Source organism: Bradyrhizobium sp., from assembly GCF_049586575.1.
Lineage (GTDB): Bacteria > Pseudomonadota > Alphaproteobacteria > Rhizobiales > Xanthobacteraceae > Bradyrhizobium.
Map to the genome: position 1 here is coordinate 1 of NZ_JBAVCF010000330.1, position 19571 is coordinate 19571.

The 19571-nt window shown below is 61.2% G+C and carries 18 protein-coding genes; 4 read left to right on the forward strand and 14 right to left on the reverse strand.

Annotation, left to right across the window (positions count from 1 at the left end; translation table 11 throughout):
- The 5 genes from WB528_RS12765 to WB528_RS12785 form a co-directional block, all read right to left on the reverse strand.
- Positions 1-2308, reverse strand: a 2308-nt coding sequence (locus WB528_RS12765; RefSeq protein WP_423888775.1) for an efflux RND transporter permease subunit, incomplete at its 3' end; no start/stop codon positions are given.
- Positions 2309-2345: 37 nt separating this feature from the next.
- Positions 2346-3539 (reverse strand): efflux RND transporter periplasmic adaptor subunit, encoded by a 1194-nt coding sequence (locus WB528_RS12770; RefSeq protein ID WP_423888776.1) that lies wholly within the window; start codon positions 3537-3539, stop codon positions 2346-2348.
- Positions 3536-4243, reverse strand: a complete 708-nt coding sequence (locus WB528_RS12775; protein ID WP_423888777.1) for a TetR/AcrR family transcriptional regulator — start codon at positions 4241-4243, stop codon at positions 3536-3538. The genes WB528_RS12770 and WB528_RS12775 overlap by 4 nt, the downstream gene beginning before the upstream one ends.
- A 98-nt stretch (positions 4244-4341) precedes the next feature.
- Positions 4342-4932 (reverse strand): thiamine pyrophosphate-dependent enzyme, encoded by a 591-nt coding sequence (locus WB528_RS12780; RefSeq protein WP_423888778.1) that lies wholly within the window; start codon positions 4930-4932, stop codon positions 4342-4344.
- Positions 4929-5480 carry a phosphonopyruvate decarboxylase gene (locus WB528_RS12785; RefSeq protein ID WP_423888797.1) on the reverse strand — a complete coding sequence of 184 codons (552 nt, stop codon included), beginning with the start codon at positions 5478-5480 and terminating at the stop codon, positions 4929-4931. Before WB528_RS12785 ends, WB528_RS12780 begins: the two co-directional genes overlap by 4 nt.
- Before the next feature lie 131 nt (positions 5481-5611).
- Between WB528_RS12785 and WB528_RS12790 the strand changes: the two genes are divergently transcribed.
- Both WB528_RS12790 and WB528_RS12795 read left to right on the forward strand, forming a co-directional pair.
- Positions 5612-6832, forward strand: a complete 1221-nt coding sequence (locus WB528_RS12790; RefSeq protein ID WP_423888779.1) for a cytochrome P450 — start codon at positions 5612-5614, stop codon at positions 6830-6832.
- A 102-nt stretch (positions 6833-6934) separates the two neighbouring features.
- Entirely contained in the window at positions 6935-8431 is a 1497-nt protein-coding gene (locus WB528_RS12795; RefSeq protein WP_423888780.1) for a hypothetical protein, read from the forward strand.
- 199 nt (positions 8432-8630) lie between these two features.
- On the opposite strand, the gene WB528_RS12800 is transcribed toward WB528_RS12795, so the two are convergent.
- The 7 genes from WB528_RS12800 to WB528_RS12830 all read right to left on the reverse strand — a co-directional run bounded on the left by WB528_RS12800 (position 8631) and on the right by WB528_RS12830 (position 15950).
- Complete coding sequence (locus WB528_RS12800) at positions 8631-9494, reverse strand: sugar phosphate isomerase/epimerase family protein (protein ID WP_423888781.1); 864 nt, start codon at positions 9492-9494, stop codon at positions 8631-8633.
- Complete coding sequence (locus WB528_RS12805) at positions 9494-10690, reverse strand: dihydrodipicolinate synthase family protein (RefSeq protein ID WP_423888782.1); 1197 nt, start codon at positions 10688-10690, stop codon at positions 9494-9496. The genes WB528_RS12800 and WB528_RS12805 overlap by 1 nt, the downstream gene beginning before the upstream one ends.
- A gap of 14 nt (positions 10691-10704) precedes the next feature.
- Positions 10705-11856, reverse strand: a complete 1152-nt coding sequence (locus WB528_RS12810) for a Gfo/Idh/MocA family protein (protein ID WP_423888783.1) — start codon at positions 11854-11856, stop codon at positions 10705-10707.
- Positions 11853-13256 (reverse strand): hypothetical protein, encoded by a 1404-nt coding sequence (locus tag WB528_RS12815; protein ID WP_423888784.1) that lies wholly within the window; start codon positions 13254-13256, stop codon positions 11853-11855. The genes WB528_RS12810 and WB528_RS12815 overlap by 4 nt, the downstream gene beginning before the upstream one ends.
- 12 nt (positions 13257-13268) lie before the next feature.
- Positions 13269-14111 carry an ABC transporter ATP-binding protein gene (locus WB528_RS12820; protein WP_423888785.1) on the reverse strand — a complete coding sequence of 281 codons (843 nt, stop codon included), beginning with the start codon at positions 14109-14111 and terminating at the stop codon, positions 13269-13271.
- Positions 14112-14114: 3 nt separating this feature from the next.
- Complete coding sequence (locus tag WB528_RS12825) at positions 14115-15104, reverse strand: ABC transporter substrate-binding protein (RefSeq protein WP_423888786.1); 990 nt, start codon at positions 15102-15104, stop codon at positions 14115-14117.
- A 63-nt stretch (positions 15105-15167) separates the two neighbouring features.
- On the reverse strand, positions 15168-15950 hold the full coding sequence (locus WB528_RS12830) for an ABC transporter permease (protein WP_423888787.1): 783 nt from the start codon (positions 15948-15950) through the stop codon (positions 15168-15170).
- Positions 15951-16207: 257 nt separating this feature from the next.
- Here WB528_RS12830 and WB528_RS12835 point away from each other — a divergent pair, with 257 nt between their 5' ends.
- Positions 16208-16477, forward strand: a complete 270-nt coding sequence (locus WB528_RS12835; protein ID WP_423888788.1) for a hypothetical protein — start codon at positions 16208-16210, stop codon at positions 16475-16477.
- A 44-nt stretch (positions 16478-16521) separates the two neighbouring features.
- Here WB528_RS12835 and WB528_RS12840 read toward each other — a convergent pair whose 3' ends face one another.
- Both WB528_RS12840 and WB528_RS12845 read right to left on the reverse strand, forming a co-directional pair.
- Positions 16522-17184 carry a TetR family transcriptional regulator gene (locus WB528_RS12840; protein ID WP_423888798.1) on the reverse strand — a complete coding sequence of 221 codons (663 nt, stop codon included), beginning with the start codon at positions 17182-17184 and terminating at the stop codon, positions 16522-16524.
- A gap of 213 nt (positions 17185-17397) precedes the next feature.
- Complete coding sequence (locus WB528_RS12845) at positions 17398-18237, reverse strand: VOC family protein (RefSeq protein ID WP_423888799.1); 840 nt, start codon at positions 18235-18237, stop codon at positions 17398-17400.
- 407 nt (positions 18238-18644) lie between these two features.
- Between WB528_RS12845 and WB528_RS12850 the strand changes: the two genes are divergently transcribed.
- A complete protein-coding gene (locus WB528_RS12850) occupies positions 18645-19556 on the forward strand; it encodes a sugar kinase (RefSeq protein WP_423888789.1) in 912 nt (303 codons plus the stop codon).
- Positions 19557-19571 lie beyond the last annotated feature (15 nt).

Sequence of the window (19571 nt, forward strand, 5' to 3'; positions counted from 1 at the left end):
GGCCGGTAGCGCTGGTGATGTAGTAGCCGCCGAGCGATTCCGGCGACAGCCGCATGTCACGCGGGACTTGCGGGATCACCTGATACGACCGCCCCTCGAGGTTGAAGCGGTTGACGTAGTTTCCTCCCAGCAGCGTCGCCAGCGTATTGCCTATATTCGCCATGGTGATGCCGAGATCGCTCGCCTTCGAGCGGTCGATCTTGACCCGCACCACCGGCTGGTTGAAGTCGAGATCGCTGTCGGAGACGATGAATAGCCCGCTCTTGCGCGCCGCGTCCTTCAGCTTCAGCATCTGCTCATAGACCGACTGGAAGCCGTTGGTCGAACTGATCACCATCTGAACCGGCAGACCGCCGGGGCCGCCCGGCAGCGGCGGCAGGTTGAAGGCAAAGGCATTGACGCCTTCGATCTTGCTCAAGGCGGCCTGCACCAGCGGCTTCAGCTTGATTGAAGACCGCTTCCGCTCATCCCAAGGCGTCAGCAACATGCCCGCGATGCCGCCCTGCGGGCCGGCGATGCCATTCAGGACAAAGCGCAGATCGGTTTCCGGAAAACTCGCGAAGATCTTGTCGAGCTTGTCGCCATAGAAATCGATGTAGTCGATGTTGGCGTATTTCGGCGCCTTCGTCACCGCAAAGACGATGCCCTGATCCTCTTCCGGTGCGAGTTCCTTTGACGTGTGCAGGTAAAGGAAGCCGACGAGCCCGAGAATTGTCAGCGCGAACAACCCGGTGATTGGGCGGTAGTCGAGCGAGCGATCAAGCATCCGTCCATACCAGCGCGTCACCGCTCCGAACACCCGATTGACCACCTTGGCGAAGCGGCCCTCCTCCGCGCTCTTGAGGAACACGGAACACATCATCGGCGACAGCGTCAGCGCGATGATGCCGGAGACGATCACTGCCCCCGCCAGCGTAAAGGCGAATTCGCGGAACAGCGCGCCTGTGAGACCGCCGAGGAATCCGATCGGCGCGTAGACCGCGGCGAGCGTGATGGTCATCGAGATGACCGGACCGACGATTTCGCGTGCGCCAATCATGGCGGCCTGCACCGGCGGCTTGCCCTCCTCCAGATGGCGGTGAATGTTTTCGACCACCACGATGGCATCGTCGACGACGAGGCCGATGGCGAGCACCATGGCGAGCAGCGTCAACAGGTTGAAGCTGAAGCCCGCGAGCAGCATCAGGCTGCACACGCCGATCAGCGAGAGCGGAATGGTCACGACCGGGATCAGCACCGAGCGGAAGGAAGCCAGGAACAGGAAGATCACCACGACGACGATGATGACCGCCTCTCCGAGCGTCTTTTCCACTTCGTCGATAGAGGACTGAATGAACTTGGTGGAGTCGTAGGCCACCTTCATCTTCATCGAAGGCGGCAGATTACGCTCGAGTTCCGGAAACAGCGCACGGACACCTTTCACCAGCGTCAGCGGGTTGCCTTGGGGAGTCGCCTGCACGCCGATGAAGATCGCGTGCTCGCCGTTGAAGGCGACACTGGCGTCGGTGCTTTGGGCCGCAAGTTCGACCGTTGCAATATCGTCAATCCGGACGAAGCCGCCATCCTTGGATTTGACGATCATCCGCTTGAACTGATCGAGATTCTGGAGATCGGTGTTGGCTGAGACGTTCGAGACGATGAAGTAACCCTTGGACTGGCCAGCCGCCGCCTGGAAATTGTTGGCGGCAATCGCCGCTGAAACGTCCCCCGGCGAAATGTTGCGGCCGGCCATGCGCACAGGATCCAGCCACAGCCGCATCGCGAACGTTTGCCCGCCGAGAATATCGGCCGAGGCGACGCCGTCGACGGTCGAGAGCACCGGCTGCACCACGCGCGTCAGATAATCCGATATCGCCGATCCCGACAGCACTTCGGACGAGAAGCCGAGATACATCACGGCTGTCGTCTGTCCGGTGGTCTTGGTGACGATCGGGTCGTTCGATTCCTTCGGGATCAGGTATTTGACCGAATTCACCTTGGCGAGAACTTCGGTCAGCGCCTGATTCGGATCGAAATTCAGCTTGATGAAGACCTGGATGGTGCTGGTGCCCAGCACCGACGACGAGGTCATGTAGTCGACGCCTTCGGCGGATGCGACGGCCTGTTCGATCGGCGTCGTGATGAAGCCCTGAATCAGGTTGGCCGACGCGCCGGGATAGACGGTGGTGATGTTAACCACCGTATTCGACAGCTTGGGGTATTGCCGGATCGGCAACACCGTCGCCGCGCGCAAGCCGATCAGGAGGATCAGCAGGCTGACCACGACCGAAAGCACCGGCCGCTTGATGAAAATATCAGTCCAGACCATCGGACAGCTCCGGCCCTTGAATTGGTAAAGCGCGCAATCAATAACGAGGCGGTTTTGCCGGAATCGGCGGCGGCGGATCGGTCGATATCGCGACCGCGGCGCCCGATTGCAGCTTGAGCTGGCCGACTGCGACCACCCGATTGCCGGGTTTGAGCCCTTCGAGAATTTCGGCGCGGCCATCGATCCGATCGCCGGTCCGCACGAATGTCCGCACGGCGGTCAGGCTGGTCTTGCCGTCATCGCTTTTCTTCTCGGTGATGAGGAAGACGGAATCGCCGTAAAGCGTGTAGTCGACGGCGGTTTCCGGCACGGTGATGACCGGGGGCTTGTCCGGCAATACCACCGTAGTGGTCGTGAACATGCCGGGCTTGAGAATGTGATCGGGGTTTGCGATCGTGGCCTGCACGCGGATGTTGCGCGTATCGGCCAATATCTGCGGCTCGATCGTGGTGATCTTGCCGTCGAAGGTCCGGCCGGGATAGGCGTCGACGGAGATCCGCACGGTCTGGCCGACGTTGAGTGCCGCACTCGCCTTCTCCGGCACGGTGAAGTTGGCATAGAGCATCGACAGATCGGTCAGCGTGACGATCTGGGTTCCGGCGCTGAGATACTGACCGACCTCGACGCGGCGGACACCAAGCTCGCCATCGAACGGCGCGCGCACCAGCTTCTGCGAAATGAGCGCTTCGGTTTTGGCAATGCCCGCGACGGCCTGATCATAGGTCGCCTGCGCGGCATCGACAGTCGACTGCGGGCCGAACTGGCGCGCCGCCAATTGCTTGGCGCGATCGAGCGCCAGCGAGGCGCCGGTAGCCTGCGCCTTGAAGCTCGCGAGATCGCCCTGCTCGGGGCCGTCGAACAACTGCAGCAGCGGGCTTCCGGCCTTCACCGAGGCGCCTGCCGTGAACATGATGTCAGTGATACGCCCCGACACATCGGAAGTGACATTGACCTGATGCACCGCGGCAAGGTCGCCAACCGCCGTCAGCAAATTGGGAATCTGTTCGGACTTCGCCTCGACCACTGTCACCGAGGTCGGCGGCGGTTTGTTGTTGGCGAAGAACTGCTTGATCATCTCGCTGCGGAAGTGATTGAACCAGACGAGACCGCCAACCAGCGCTGCCAGCACAACGCCGACAATGACCAACCACAGTCCCATCCGAACCGGGCGTTTAGCGGCTTTCTCGGCAATCGGCCGGCCGGCGATATGGCTCTCAGTCACAACGTTCATAGTGGTGCGCTCTCTGCAATCTCCGGCCGCCCGGCATCCCGGGCTAGGTCGCGGTCGAGGTAGTGGGTGATCGCGGCTTCGTTCAGGCCAATGCCGCGCAAAATAAATTCGCAAAGCTGTCGTTCGAGATCAGCGCCTTCGCCGTAGGACAGACACGGTACGGCCGGCAGGCGCGTCACGGTTACCATCAGCAACGTATGATGAGCAAACCAGAACAGGCTCATCGGCTCGCGCCCGACCGGTCCGGCATCTCCTGCTTCAATGGCTCGTTCGAGCGAGGCAACGAAGACCGGGCCGATCAGCCCGCCGATCTTGTCGTAAATCAGCCGGGCAAATTCACCATCGTCGAGGTGGCTCGCCAACATCAGGCGGAGCCGCTGGGCCTCCTGCTGATCCGGCATGGCCTGAACTTCGTGGAAATGACCGATCATCTCGCGGATCAGAATAACCAGTGTCTCGGTGGACGGCTCGAGTTCGAGCAGGCGGTGCAGCGCCGGATCGGCCGCGCACTCTTCGGCGAGGATCTCTGCATAAAGCGCCGATTTGGTTGGGAAATGCTTGAACAGAAGCCCTTCGGAAATCGAGGCCGCCGCCGCCACGCTCTTGGTCGTGGTGCCGGCAAAACCGTGGCGGGCAAAGCAGCGCTTGGCAGCGCCCAGGATCAATTGCCGGCGCAGGTCGCTGGTCATGCGGAGGGTGCTCATCTTGTGAGTAAGCACTCACCTTTAACCGAAAGTCAAGGATTTGCTGCGACGCAAAATTCTCATTGTGAGGACAGAAGTTGGGGCGCCGGTGAGCGGGTCTAGATCGGGCCGAACCCCAATGAGCCGCGGATCCGGTTCACAATGAACGTGCCGTCCCTGCTGGCGAGGACCCGCTCCAGATTGGCGCTGTCGATCTTGATGCTGGCAAAGCGCGGACCGGCCTTCACGTCTTGCATGGACGCCGCAAACGCCTTGATCTCGGCCATGGTCGCGACGTTGCGGGCATCGCGGATGCCGCAGGCTTTGGCCACGCCGACGAGATCGGTATTGGTTCCCGTATGACTCGCTTGCCCGCCGGTTTCACCATAGACCTCGTTGTCCAGCACGACGATGGTCAGATTCTTCGGCTGCTGCAGGCCGACGGTCGCAAGGCTTCCCATGCCCATCAGCATCTCGCCGTCGCCGGTAATCACGACGACCGGAAGCTCCGGCTGGGCAAGCGCCACGCCGAGACCGATCATCACGGCACCGCCCATCGCGCCCCATAGATAGAAATTGCGATCGTGATCGCCGGCCGCGGCAATATCATAGGTCGAGGCGCCGAGACCGCCGACCGCGATGGCATCCTTGCGCCCTTCCAGCAGAGCTGCAACCACGCTGCGGCGTTCGAGAAGATTTGCCTTGCTCATTTCACGAACACCTTTGCGCCGATCAGGCGTTGCGACAACAATACGGCCGTCGGTGTGCAGGCATTGTAAGCCTGCCCCGCCGCCGCCTCGACCACTTCTCGCACTTCGCTGGCGTGCGAGGCCCGCAATACCTTGATGCCGGACAGTTCGAACACGCCTGCGGTAGTCGAACCCATCGGCACCTGCCACGGGTTGAACTCGCCCCATTCGCCGCGCATCGTCACCAGCGTCAGGAATGGAAAGCGGAAAATCTGGGTGAGCGAAAACATATTGACGCAATTGCCGACACCGCTCGACTGCATCAACAGCGCCCCGCGCTGACCGCCTGCCCAGGCACCTGCCAGTAGCGCGATCCCTTCCTCTTCGGTCGTCAGCGACACCGCTCGCATGGAACGCTCCGCGAGCACCCGGTTGATCAATTGCGAATGCCCGGCATCCGGCACGTAGGGCACCTGGCGGACATCGAAACGCTGCAAAATCTCAAAAATGTCGTCCGGCCAAGTGGGCTCGGTTTCAGGCGCTTTTCTTGGTTCGTTGCGGACGTGCATGCTGGCTTCCGTTAGATCGCGGGTCATCGATAGCTGCCGGACTGTAGAGAGTGCCACGCTTTTCGAAAGAGCAAAAACGGCATATCGGTATCTAACGGCGGAATGGATCGGACTATTGGGATGCAAGCAGCATGAATGCGAACGCGCGAGAGCTGGCCGAGAGTTTCGACATCGAGAAGCTCACCCACGAATTCTACGCCGACCCCTATCCGACCTATCGTGCACTGCGGGAACACGCGCCGGTCAAGCGTATGGCCAACGGGTCGTATTTCCTGACCCGCTATGACGATCTGCTCAACGCCTACAAGAACACCCGCGCCTTCTCATCCGACAAGAAAAAGGAATTCGCGCCGAAATACGGCGCCTCCCTGCTCTACGACCATCACACCACCAGCCTCGTTTTCAATGACCCGCCGGCGCACAGTCGCGTGCGGCGGCTGATCATGGGCGCGCTGTCGCCGCGCGCCATCGCCGAGATGGAGCCGGCTCTGAGGACGCTCGTCGATCGGCTGCTCGACGCTCTGGCCGGCAAAAGCGAGGTTGATTTGATCGCAGACTTTGCCGCCGCGATTCCGATTGAGGTGATCGGCAACCTCCTCGACGTGCCGCCGGACGAGCGTGAGCCGCTGCGCGGCTGGTCGCTCGCTATTCTCGGCGCCCTCGAGCCGGTGATCGGCGCGGAAGCCTTCGCCCGCGGCAACGACGCCGTGCGGGAATTCCTCCTCTATCTGGAAACACTGGTGGCGCGGCGGCGGACAAAGCCTGGCGATGGCGAGCGTGACGTGCTGACGCGTTTGATCCAGGGCGAGACCAACGGCGAGCGCCTCACCGAGAAGGAGCTCCTGCACAACTGCATCTTCCTGCTCAATGCCGGTCACGAGACCACCACCAATCTGATCGGCAATGGCCTGGTGACGCTTGCAAACCACGGTTCAGAAAAGGCGAAGCTGATCGAAAATCCCGCGCTCATCAAAACCGCGATCGAGGAAATACTCCGCTATGAGAGCTCCAACCAGCTCGGCAATCGCATGACGACCGAGCGGGTCGAACTCGGCGGTGTTGAACTCCCGCCCGGCACCGGCGTCACGCTCTGCATCGGCGCCGCCAACCGCGACGAAAGGCAGTTCGAAAACGCCGAAATGTTCGACATAAGCCGCACCCCGAACCGGCATCTCGCCTTCGCTACCGGCGCGCATCAATGTGCCGGGATGGCGCTGGCGCGGCTCGAAGGCGCGGTCGCGATTTCAGGATTTCTGAGACGATTTCCGCGTTACGCGCTGAAAGGCACGCTCCTGCGTGGTGGCCGTGCCCGCTTTCGGGGGTTTTTGAGCGTGCCGTGCACAATCGATTGAGCCGCGATGACCACCCGGCCTGAATTGACAGGTCGCTCAAAGCCAGCGAGGATTTTCCCCGAAACAAAAAATGCTGACAACAAAAACAAAAGAGTTTTGGGGATGAAGAACGCATCGAAATTCGCAACGCTACTTTCCTGCCTGCTCTTGAGCGCCATGGCTATGCCAGCACGCGCCGATGACGCGAGCCCACTCAAGGGCAACGCCATCGTCGATCTCTTGCAAAAGCAGACCGGCGTCTACGACCGGTCTACCGCCGGAAAAACGCCGGAGTTTGTCGTCGATCCGACCTGGCCGCAGCCGCTGCCACATAGCTGGCTGTTGGGACAGGTCGGTGGGCTGTATGTCGACCATCACGACCATGTCTGGGTCTACAACCGGCCGCGCACGCTCACCGACGACGAGGCAGGGCTCGATGGCGCGATAGCGGGTGCGACCGACGCCAAAGGCCAGCCGGTCAACGGCCTGGGCTTCGTGCGGGTCAACGGCTTTGGCGCGGATTGCTGCCGGGCCGCGCCTTCGGTGATGGAATTCGACGGAAACGGCAAATTGCTGCGCGCCTGGGGCGGCCCGGCTGATCCGGGTTTCATCGGCGGCAAATGCAAGGCGGAAGCCGGCTGCATCTGGCCTAACGTCGAGCATGGCATCTATGTCGACCAGAACGACAATGTCTGGATCGCCGGCAATTCTCCTGCCCACAAGGCAGGCGACAAGGAAATTCCGTGGACCACCAACAAGGATGGCGGCGACGGTTTCATTCTGAAGTTCGACAGGGACGGCAATTTCAAGATGCGGATCGGCGGCACGCCGACCGCGCCCGATAGCAACAGCAAGGACGGCGGTCTCAATGGCACGCCGCTGCTCTACCGGCCCGCCGATATGGTGGTCGACGCCAAGACCAACCGCCTCTACGTTGCCGATGGCTATGGCAACCGTCGCATCCTGATCGTCGACGCCGATACCGGAAAATACATCGGCCATTTCGGCGCCTATGGAAGCAACCCGATCGACGACGCGGCGGCTGCCGCCGCCGGCACCTGGCCGCAAGCCGCCGCGAAAGGCGAAACCAAACCGGCTTTCTTCCGCAACCCGGTGCACTGCGTGAAGATTGCCGACGACGGCAAGATCTATGTTTGCGACCGCGGCAACGATCGCATTCAGGTGTTCGACAGCAAGGATCCCATGCTCGGCAAGGAGTGCAGCAATCCGAATGGCGAGGCCGGCAAATGCGGCTTCGTAACCGAGCGTTTCATCAGCGCGAAGACCTACACCCAGCCGGTGATGCCGGGGACGGCGGTGTCGATGAACTTCTCGCCCGACATGGCGCAAAGCTGTCTCTACGTCGGCGACAACACCAACCAGACAATCTACATCTTGGGCCGAAACAATCTGGAGCAGCTCGGCCGGCTCGGACATGGCGGCCGGATGGCGGGCGATTTCCACTGGCTGCATCAGGTCAGCCTCGACAGCCAGGGCAATATCTATACCGGCGAAGTCGATACCGGAAAGCGCGTGCAGAAATTCGTGCGTTACGGCGCCAGCGGCTGCAGCGGGACAGGGGCTGCCAACATCGGCGGGGAAGCGGCGGACAGGAAATAGCAAGCTCAGGCCGCGCCACGCGTCGCGGCCGCTACAATTCTAGCTGTGCTTGAACGGCCCGATCTCGCGGATCACCTTGCAGATTTGCAAGTAGCCACTGGCGTAGAATTCCGCGTGCCCCTTCTTCATGGTTTCGATCACACACGCCGCCCGAGGCACGAACACGTCTGCAGATAATTCGACTTGGGGAAGACTTTTGTTACACCACTGTGCGATGCCGCTCGATGCATGTGCGCAACACCTCGTCCACGGGCTTCACCCACCAGTCTTCGGAAAAAATCTCGATTTCCGAATAGCCGACAAACCCTACGGCCTCTATCGCACGGCGGAGCGATTTGATGTCGATCGCGCCATCTCCCATCATGCCGCGATCGTTGAGAATGTCCTTGGTTGGCACCAGCCAGTCGCAGACATGAAACGCCAGCAGGCGGTCCCTGCCCGCGCGCGTAATCTGCGACGATAGCTCCGGGTCCCACCAGATATGGTAGACGTCGAGCGCCACGCCGAGCGCGCCGGTGCGATCAGGGTCGAGCCGGTCGCAAATGTCGAGCGCCTGCCGTGTCGTGTTCACGCAGGCGCGGTCGGCCGCATAGGCGGGGTGCAGCGGCTCGATCGCAAGCGGCATCTTGGCCGCCTTCGCATATTCCATCATCTCGGCGATGGCGTCTTCGACCTGTCCTCGCGCGGCTGCGATATCCTTCGACGGTGCGCTTCCGGGCCGCGAATATTGCGGCAGGCCGCCGACCACGAGCACGATGCAGGGGGCACCGAGTGCTTTGGCTTCATCGACCGCGCGGCGGTTATCGTCGCGCACTTCCATGCGGCGCACGGCGTCCGAGGTGAACATGCCACCGCGGCAATAGCCGGAAAGCTCCAGGCCTGTATCGCGTACGGCCCGCACGGCCCGATCGAGCCCGACGGCAGCCACCTGGTCGCGCCAGGGATCGATGGCGCGAATGCCATGCCGCGCGCAGGCGTCGATAATCTGCAGCAGATCGCCCTGCTTGCGGATGGTCGCGGTGTTGAGCGACAGCCAGCGATGGTCGGCCGAAAAATCCCGCATCACGCTTCTATGCCATGGACCGCAAGCACGGCTTTCATGCGCCGTGTCGCCTGCTCGGGATTGGCCAAAAGTCCTGCCTGATCGGCAAGGCGAAACAGTTCGGCCAGATGCTGCGTCGAGCGCGTACTCTCCTGCCCGCCGACCATGGTGAAATGGTCCTGATGCCCGTTCAGGTAGGCCATGAACACGATGCCGGTCTTGTAGAAGCGCGTCGGCGCCTTGAAGATGTGACGAGACAACGCAACGGTTGGCCCAAGCACGTCGTGAAAGCCTTGCGCATCGGAAGCGGCCAACCGCGACAAGGCATAGGACGCCGCAGGCGCGATCGCATCGAAAATGCCGAGCAGCGCGTGCGAATAGCCCCCGTCGTCGCCGGCGATCAGCTCGGCGTAATTGAAATCATCGCCGGTATACATCTTGACGCCGCCAGCCAACCGGCAACGCATGTCGATCTCGCGCTGCTTGTCGAGCAGCGAAATCTTGACGCCGTCGACCTTCGATGCATGCGCGTTGACGATGGCGACCGCGGTATCCATCGCCTTGCCGAGATCGGCTGCTCCCCAGTAACCGGCCAGTGCTGGATCGAACATGTCGCCGAGCCAGTGGATGATCACGGGCTCGCGCACCTGCGACAGCACCCGGGCATAGACCTCGGCGTAATCGTCAGGACTACGGGCGATTTTGGCGAGCGCGCGCGAGGCCATCAAGATGACGCGTCCGCCGGCCTTCTCGATCGCAGCGATCTGATGTTCGTAAGCACGGATCACGTCGTCGAGAGTTTTGGCGTCTTCAGCCGCAAGATGGTCGGTGCCGGCGCCGGAGAATACCAGCGCGCCTCCGCCCCTAGCCCTGGCCGCCCGCACCGAACGCTGGATCAGTTCGAGCGAGGTCGGCCAATCGAGCCCCATGCCGCGTTGCGCGGTGTCCATCGCCTCCGCCACACCAAGGCCGAGATCCCAGACATGCTCGCGAAAGGCAATGGTTTTGTCCCAATCGATCGCCGCGGTCAGCCACGGATCGACATCGGCGAGCGGATCGGCAACGACATGCGCGGCCGAAAACGCCACCCGGTTGAGCGTCCCTTCAAGCTTTGCGGGAAAACTGCGCGACGCTGCGAGGCGATAGGTTTCCATTCCACCACCAGCGGTCGGCAGCTTCAGGGATAACGATGAGGCAGGCATCACCGGCTTGTTCATGGGTGGCTCTCTCCTCACACCTTGATCGGCGCAACATCGATCCAGCGGCGCTCGCGCCAGCTCTGGAGCGCGCATTCGGCGAGTTGCACACCCTTGGCGCCTTCGAGCAGCGTGTACTTATAGGGCGCGTCTTCGCAGACATGGCGGATGAACATTTCCCATTGTTCCTTGAAGCCGTTGTCGTACGTCGCGTTCTCCGGCAGCTTCTGCCAATCGGCATAGAAATCGTGCAGGCGTTTTTCGTCGGGATTCCACACCGGCCGCGGCGTCGCCTGCCGCGCCTGGATCATGCAGTCGGTCAGGCCCGCTACCGCCGAACCATGGGTGCCGTCAACCTGGAAGGTCACGAGATCGCCGCGGTAGACGCGCGTCACCCAGCTCATGTTGATATGCGCGATCACGCCGCCCTTGAGACGGAAGGTGGCGTAAGCCGAGTCGTCGGCGGTCGCCTTGTACTTCTCGTTCTGCTCGTCCCAGCGCTCGGGAATATCGGTGTTGCCAATGCAAACCACGCTTTCGACTTCGCCGAAGAGATTGTCGAGCACGTAGCGCCAGTGGCAGACCATGTCGAGGATGATGCCGCCGCCGTCTTCGGTGCGATAATTCCACGACGGCCGCTGCGCCTCCTGCCAGTCACCTTCGAATACCCAGTAGCCGAACTCGCCGCGTACCGAGAGCATGCGGCCGAAAAATCCGGAATCGCGCAGGAAGGCCAGCTTCTTCAAACCCGGCAAGAACAGCTTGTCTTGTACCACGCCGTGCTTGAGGCCCTTGCTGTTGCCGAGCTTTACGATCGCAACGGCTTCTTCGAGGTTGGTTGCGGTCGGCTTTTCGCAATAGACATGCTTGCCGGCGTTGAACGCTCTGGTCAGCAATCCCGGCCGGGCCTGCGTGGTCGCGGCGTCGAAAAACACAGCGTCCTTCTTGTCGGACAAGGCCGCGTCGAGGTCGGTGGTCCAGCGTTCCACCGCAAAGCGCTTGGCGAGCGCCTCCACCTTCGCGGGATCGCGGCCGACCAGGATCGGATCGGGCATCACCCGATTGCCGTTGGAAAGCTTCACGCCGCCCTGATCGCGGATCGCGACGATCGAGCGGATCAGATGCTGGTTGAGGCCCATGCGGCCGGTGACACCGTTCATGATCACGCCGAGGCGTTGCGTCGTCATAGCGATTGCTCCTGCAAGGTTTTTGCTTTTGGTTGTTGAAGCGGCGACATCGTCGACCACAGCGGATGGGTGCCGCTCGCAAAGCCGGGTGTGTTCAGGGTATCCGTCAGAAGGCCGCCGTCATGGATAGCGAGCCGAACTTGATTGCCGGCGCGGGCATAAAGATCGGGATGCGCAGCGAGGAAGGCATTGGCTTCCACTTCCGGCGTGTCGGCAAAGCCATCGACGTAATGATGGCCGTTACGTTCCGCGTGGGAGAGCCCGATCAAGGCCCCGAGCGCGAGGTCCTGCTGCACGGCGAGCCCTGCCTGGCAGGTCAGGTCTTCGCCCGTGACAAAGAATTTTTCGCCCGGGGTGCTCCACTTCTCAGCGCGGGTCGCGTTGATCACGGACTTGTAGATTCCCTTGCACGATTTCGAGGAAATGCCGCGGTAGCCGAGAGCGCGCGCGGCGACGAATGCGTTATAGGAATCGTCGGCCTCGTCGATGATGAAATCGTAAGCCGCAATTCCGTCGAGCGGCGCGGCGCGAGTGATATCGCGCGGCATCGGCTGCTCGATATAGAGCAGCCGGCTTTCGATCGGGGCGAGCGCTGTGTCCTTGCCGAGATGGTCGACGAGGCTGCGCAAATCGGCCAGGTCGGCATATTGCTCGTTGGCATCGAGTGTAACGCCATAGGCAAAAGGCAATGTCGCAAGCTCGCGGCCGATACGAGTTAGCCGCGCGGCATCGGCGTCTGGATTGCCGCCCAGCTTGAGCTTGAAATAACGCGCACCAGAATTTTCGTTGGTATCGACAACGCCGCCCGCCCCTTCAATCCTGTCGTCGAGGCCGACCGTGTGGCGGACCGCGACCCGGTCTCTGCGGCGGCAGTTGCTCAAGAACCGCGTGATGTCCTCGTTGGCAAGATCAGGCGACATCCGCGCATCGATGCCCGCGATGTTGGCCGCCATGCCGTCGAAGAAATTGGCGCCCGCGCCCCGCAACAACGCATCAAGAACGGCCTTGTTGATTTCCGCCGCGCCGAAGATCGCCGCGAGCGGCGGAATGTCTTCCTTCGCACAGGCCCCGATCTGCGCGGCGACACGCGAAGCGTGATGGCCGAATGCGGTGTCGAAACCGGAACTTGTAAGATAGAGCTGGCTCGCGATCGCAAGCGAACGCCTCAATTCGTCGACCGTGTGCTCAGCCGAAAGAGATGCGCGCTTGTCGAACCATTTCGGCACCATCATTTCGGCGCTGGCGCCGACCGAGCGGCCCTTGCCCTCGATCTCGATCTCGGCACGCACGAATACCTGCGCGGCGGCCTCGACGACGACCGCGCCGAAGCGGAACGGCCGGGCAAAACGCACAGATCGTTCAAAAAGCGCGATATCCCGCACGGCCAGGCACAGCGGCATCGGGTTACACCTTTAATCCAGCGCGCTCTGGGTGAAGAAATGCTTGCGGATACGCTGGACCAGTTCGGAGAATACCGGATCGGTCATGACATCGAGCGAACGCGGACGCGGCAAAGCCACGTCGTAGATCGCGGCAATCGCACCGGGCCGCTCGGTCATCACCAGCACGCGATCGGCAAGGAAAACCGCCTCCGGAATCGAATGGGTGATCAGCAGCACGGTCTTGCCGGTCTCGCGCTGGATACGCATCAGTTCGACATTCATGCGCTCGCGCGTCATGGCATCGAGCGCGCCGAACGGCTCATCCATCAGCACGATCTTGGGGTCGTGCACCAGCGCCCGGCAGATCGAGGCGCGTTGCTGCATGCCGCCGGAGAGTTGCCAGGGCAATTTTTTCTCAAAACCCTCGAGCCCGACAAGTTTCAATAGCGCTTTCGCCCGCTGCAGATACTCCCCGCGCGGCAGGCGTTTCATATCGATCGGCAACATCACGTTGTTGAGGATGTTGCGCCAGGGCAAGAGCAGCGCATTCTGGAACACGATGCCGACATTGCCATGCGGCTTGTCGACCTTCTCGCCCTCGACGAAAATTTCGCCGGTCGAGGGCGGCAACAGCCCCGAGATCATTTTCAGAAGCGTGGACTTGCCGCAGCCGGAGGGGCCGACCACGACGAAAAACTCACCGGCATTGATGTGAAAATCGAGCGGCTGCAATGATGGAACATCGCCATCACGCGACCGGTAGGTTTTCGATACACCCGACAACCGGATGCCGGGCGTCATGGTCGCCCCGCGATCGGCCACGACGCGCAGGTGCGCGGCTGACGGACTCGGGGTTTTGTTCACGGCGCTCATTCGTTACTTCGGCAGATACTCGTTGGTGTAAAACGCCTTCGGATTTTCCTTGGCCTTGGCTTCGAGCCCGCCATACTCGACCATCAAGTTGACGGAATCCGCCATGTTCTGGTCGGTCACCTGGAATGGCCGCTTGCCCTTCGTTTCCGGCGTTCGGTAGAGCGGAATCGTCAGTTCGAAACCCTGCGTAAGCGTATCGATCTTGCCGCCTTTGGGGTTGGCATCGAGGATCGATTGCGCCGCACCCTTGGGGTCTTTTTCCGCGGCTTCGACCGCCTTGGTCGTCGCAGACATGAAGCGCTTCACGACGTCGGCGTTGGCCTTGACGTAATCCGTGTTTGCGACAAGCCCCGACGACACCATGTTGATGCCGTAATCGGCAAACTTGATCGGATAGACGTCCTTGCCGGTGGCGTCCTTGATCTTCATCGACTGGTCCATGACATAGCCGAGCAGAAGATCGGCCCGACCGTTGATGACTGCGTTGAGCTTGGTCTGGCCGTCACCGGCAACCGTGGTGAAGTCGCTCTCCTTCAGTCCCGTTTTCTTCAGGAATAGCGGCCAGATCTGCGTCATGGAATCGGCCGGGGTAATCGCCACCGTCTTACCCTTGATATCCTCGGGCTTGCGGATGTTCTTCTCGACAAGACCCATCACCGACATCGGGCTGGTCTGAAGCAACACGCCGGTCGCGATGATGGGCGCACCCTTGACCGCCGCGCGCATCATGGTCGGCACATCGACATAGCCGAAATTGGCTGTCTTCGCTGCCACCGCCTGCGTGGTCGCTGCCGAACCGCGGCCTTCCTGGATTTCGAGGTCGATGCCCTCGGCAGCGTAAATGCCTTTGGCCTTGCCGTAATAGAACGGTGCGTGCTCGCCATAGACGTACCAATTGAGCATCAGCACCACCTTGTCGGCGGCCTTCGCCGGCAGCGTTGCCAGCATCGATCCGATCAGCACCGCTGCAAGAGCTGCAACCAAACGCACCATGTCATCCTCCCAGCTATATTCTTGAGCAGCCCCTTGACGGCTTCTTAAACCCTTATGACCCGCTCAAGCGGCGACGATGATGTCCTCGCGCTGGCTGACGTGCCACGGCACCACCAGGCGCTCGATGCGGTCGACGATCCAGAACAGCACCACGCCGAGCAGCGCCAGGATCACCAGCGCCGCAAACATCGTCGGCAGATCGAAGGTGCCGATCGAACGCTGCAAGACGTAGCCGATGCCGGAATTGGAGCCGACGAATTCGCCAACGACGGCGCCGACGACAGCGAGCGTGATGGAAACCTTCAGGCCGGAGAAAATCGCAGGCAGCGCATGCGGAAAATTGACCGCGCGGAAAACATGAAAGCGGCTGCCCTGCATGGCGCGCGCAAGATCCACCATGTCGGGATCGACCGACTTGAATCCCTGCACCGCGGAAACCACCACGGGGAAAAATCCAAGCAGGAAAGCCGAGATGATTTTCGGCAGGATGCCAAAGCCGAACCAGACCACGAACAGCGGCGCGATCGCAATCTTCGGCACCGATTGCGAGAACACGAGCAGCGGATAGACGTAGCTCTCGACCGTCCTGGATCCCGCGATCAGCATGGCGGCGGGAATGCCGAACAGCGCCGACAAGACGAAGCCCCAGATGGTCGCGTAGGTAGTTGGCCAGGATTGGCGGGCGAGTTCCGGCCAATCCTGCCACAGCACCGCGACGACATCAGCGGGCGCGGGAATTTGATATGCGGGAATCTTGAACAACCGGATCGACAGATCCCAGGCGATGACGATGAAAATCAGGAACAAAAACGGCCGCACCCAGGCCGCGTTCAACGCTTTCGACATTGCCCCTCGCGCCCCCGTCGTGCTCGATTTTCTTGGAAATTAACCCGTTGGATAAATACTGTCCAGCGCTTTTGCGGTTTCGCAGCCGACGTTCCTATCGGACAGTAAACAGAATTTTAGGGAGCAACGGCGGCGCGTGTGCCGTGTTCGGGAGTTATCTCTGCACCAACCGGACAACAGCTGCCTTTTTGCGACGAAGGCGCGTTGTTCCGCTTGTTGACAGGTCCGCCGTTACAGGCCGTCGCAGGAGATTGATTATGATGAAATTCAGATTGATTGGTGCTGTGGTACTTGCAATGACGATCGCGGGACCGGCCATGGCGAGGGAGTACGTCCCGAATAGATATCTGCCCACCGGCGATAACTACGGTCATGGAAGGTTCATGACTGCCCAGGACTTCGATCACTTCGACTTCGGCATCGCCGAACCGACCTATCCGACCGGATGGGGCGGCCCCTATGGCGATGGCCAATACCCCGGATCGATCGACCGGAATATGGGACCGCCTTATTGGGGATCTCGCTAGGATGATCTGACTGGCGCGGGTAACTGACCCGATCAACTTACACGTTACTTTGCGATGGAAAGAACTGGCGCAGGCATTGCCTGCGCCTTTTGCTTGCCGAAGGCCGCAAGGGATTTACCGGTCAGCGCCGCCAGCACCAGCGCGACCATATGATCGAGGCGCTCGTCTCTCGCCTCTTCGTTCAGAAGATCGCGGCCGAAAATTACGCTCAGGGTCGCGCTGTTCGACAGATAAAAAAAGCACAACGCGGCGATCGAAATATAAAGCTGCACCGGATCGACCGCGACGACGAAGTCGCCGCTTCGCACACCCCGTTGCACGACGGTGCTGATCATTTCGACGAACGGCGAGTGCATCGACTTCACCTTGGCGGAGCGCTTGAGATGGCGCGCTTTCGCAAGGTTTTCGGTGTTGAGCAGCGCCAGGAACTCGGGATTCCTCAGGAAATAATTCCAGGTAAAATGGATCAGGCGCTCGATCGCCTCGGGCGGATCGAGGTGTTCGAGGTCGAGCCCGCGCTCCTCGACCCTGATCTTCTCATAGGCGCCTTCGAGCACGGTGAGATAAAGCTCGTCCTTCTTGCCGACGTGATAATAAAGCATGCGCTTGTTGGCGCCGGCCTTGGCCGCGATCCGGTCGACCCGTGCACCGGCAAGCCCGTGAGCGGCAAATTCCTCCTTCGCCGCCTCGAGAATACGAAGCCGCATTCCTTCCGGATCACGCTGCCACTTCTGGTTTGGCCTGGTTCTGGTCAACTTGCACAATCCCGCCGACGCCGGAAGCGCGCCTGAAAATACTTTAATCTTGCGTTTCGCTGTAGCACGCGCGGTCGAGAAAATGAACCACGTCGAGCAGGGCGTCCCGCGATCGCGGCTGTCGCGCAGCCGTCTCTTTCCCTTCTCCCGAAGCAAGAAAGCAAATCACCCCGCCGTCCGCTCCAGCAGCAGCGTGTGAACGCCGCAGGTGCCGCCCCGCACGCTCATCACCCGCGTGCCCGGCTTGCGGCCTGCGCGAACCTCCGAGACGTTGATGCCAGCCGCGACGAGCCGCGCACGCGTGGCGTCAATATCGGCAACCCGCCAGCTCAATCCCCATAACTTGTCGTGCGTCGGGTCGGCATCGGCGACCGGCCGCTTCACCACTTCGACGATCAGATCGCCACAGCGGAAGAACATCAATTGGCCCCACTCCTGATGCGATCGGTCGAGCGCCATATCGAGGCCGAGCCGCGCACCGTAGAGTGCGGCGGCGCGCTCGGGATCCCCGGTCGAAATCACGACGTGATCGAGCCCCAGAACCGGCGAGGGCGACGTTGCGGCCGAATGCGGCCGCGCCTTGGCCAGTTCGAGAAAGAACATCCGTACTCCCCGCGTGAGATCGGTCGCGGCGCGGGTACGCTTCCAATGCAGGATCGAACCCGAGTCAGGATTATGGCTTTCGACCTCGGCGATCGGCTCCGGTTTCAGCGCCACCCGATCGAGCCGGCGATACGCTTTCGCAATGTCGCTTACCCCAAAACAAAGACTCGCGAGACCCTCGCCCGACCGTCCGATAATCTCGCGAATGCGACCGGCCGCCGGCGTATCGCCGGCCGGCGCCATCAGCTCAAGCGACATGTTATCGAGGGTGAACAATACGGTCTTTGAGCCGTCGCCGTCGCTTCGCCAGGAGGGGCTGCGCCCGAGCAAGAGCTCACAAGCTTTGGCGCCAGCCTTGATGTCCTCAACCAGCACCACGACATGATCGAGGCCGGAGATCACGCGACTGGAATGCACGGTCATCGACGCCTCCTAGTGGTCCGATTCTAGCATTTGCATCCCACTCTGGCTGGCACTTTTTGCAAATGTTAGAATCAAAGGACCACTAGTAAATATTGGCTTCCAGTGGAGTTTTGGATTTGACATTCGCTTTCCGAATGCGCGGCTACGGGGTAGCGAATGTCAAATCCACTCCCCTAGTGTCTTGCTCAGGGAAACCGGAACGGCCGCAGATCGTTGATGTCAGCGCGAATGACGGACGGCCGCACCGGAGCGGCGGTCCAGCCACATGGCGCCATCTCTAGCAACCAAGAAGGCGGTCTTGCGAATATTTTCAGCGAATCGCCAGCCAAAACCGGTGCTAATGTAGGCCGCCGGGCCGGACCCCCCTCATCCACGATGGATAGCGAATGCAGGCTCTCTTTATCGGACAGACCTATATCGACGTTACGTTCATTACCGACCACATGCCGACCGGCGACGAGAAGCACGTCGCTTCCGCCTATGCGGTCTCCTTCGGAGGCAACGCGGTCACCGCGGCATTCTGCTGCGCCAAGCTCGGAATTGTGCCGGACCTGATCGCCACCGTCGCCAATGACTGGCTGGGGCGGATGTTCCAGGACATGAGCGCGAAGTACGGCATCTCGATCCACCCGCGCAAGGTCAACACGTCCTCGCTCTCCTTCATCATGCCGAAGGACGGCAAGCGCGCTATCGTCCGCTGCCGCGACGACGAACACATCCACCCCTTTCCGGTGCTCAACCTCAAAGGCTGTCGCGCGCTGCATGTTGACGGTCACCAGCCGGATGCCGCAATTCATTATGCCAAGCTGTGTCGCGAGGACGGCATCCTGACCTCGCTCGACGGCGGCGGCCTGCGCAGCAACACCCATGAGCTGTTGGAATTCATCGACGTCGCCATCGTTGCCGAACGGCTCTGCGAACAGATGGAGATGTCGCCGGAAAAAATGCTCGATTACCTCAAGGGCCGCGGCTGCCGGGTCGGCGGCGTGACCCAGGGCGAAAGAGGCCTGCTCTGGTACGACGAAACGGGGGCGGTTCGCACCATGCCCGCGCTTCCGATCCCGCGCGAGCGCGTGCTCGATACCAACGGCGCCGGTGATGTATTTCACGGTGCTTACGTGTTTTCGTATCTCAACAATCCCGGCAAAAGCTGGCACGACCATTTCGAATTTGCGCGCGCGGCCTCGGCATACAAGATCCAGCGGCTCGGCAACGAGGCCGGACTGCCGTCGCTTGCCGACATCGAAACCGTCAAGCAGGAGTTTCAGATCGGGCGCAAGAAGGAATTTTGGGATTAGGCATTTCTGGCTCCC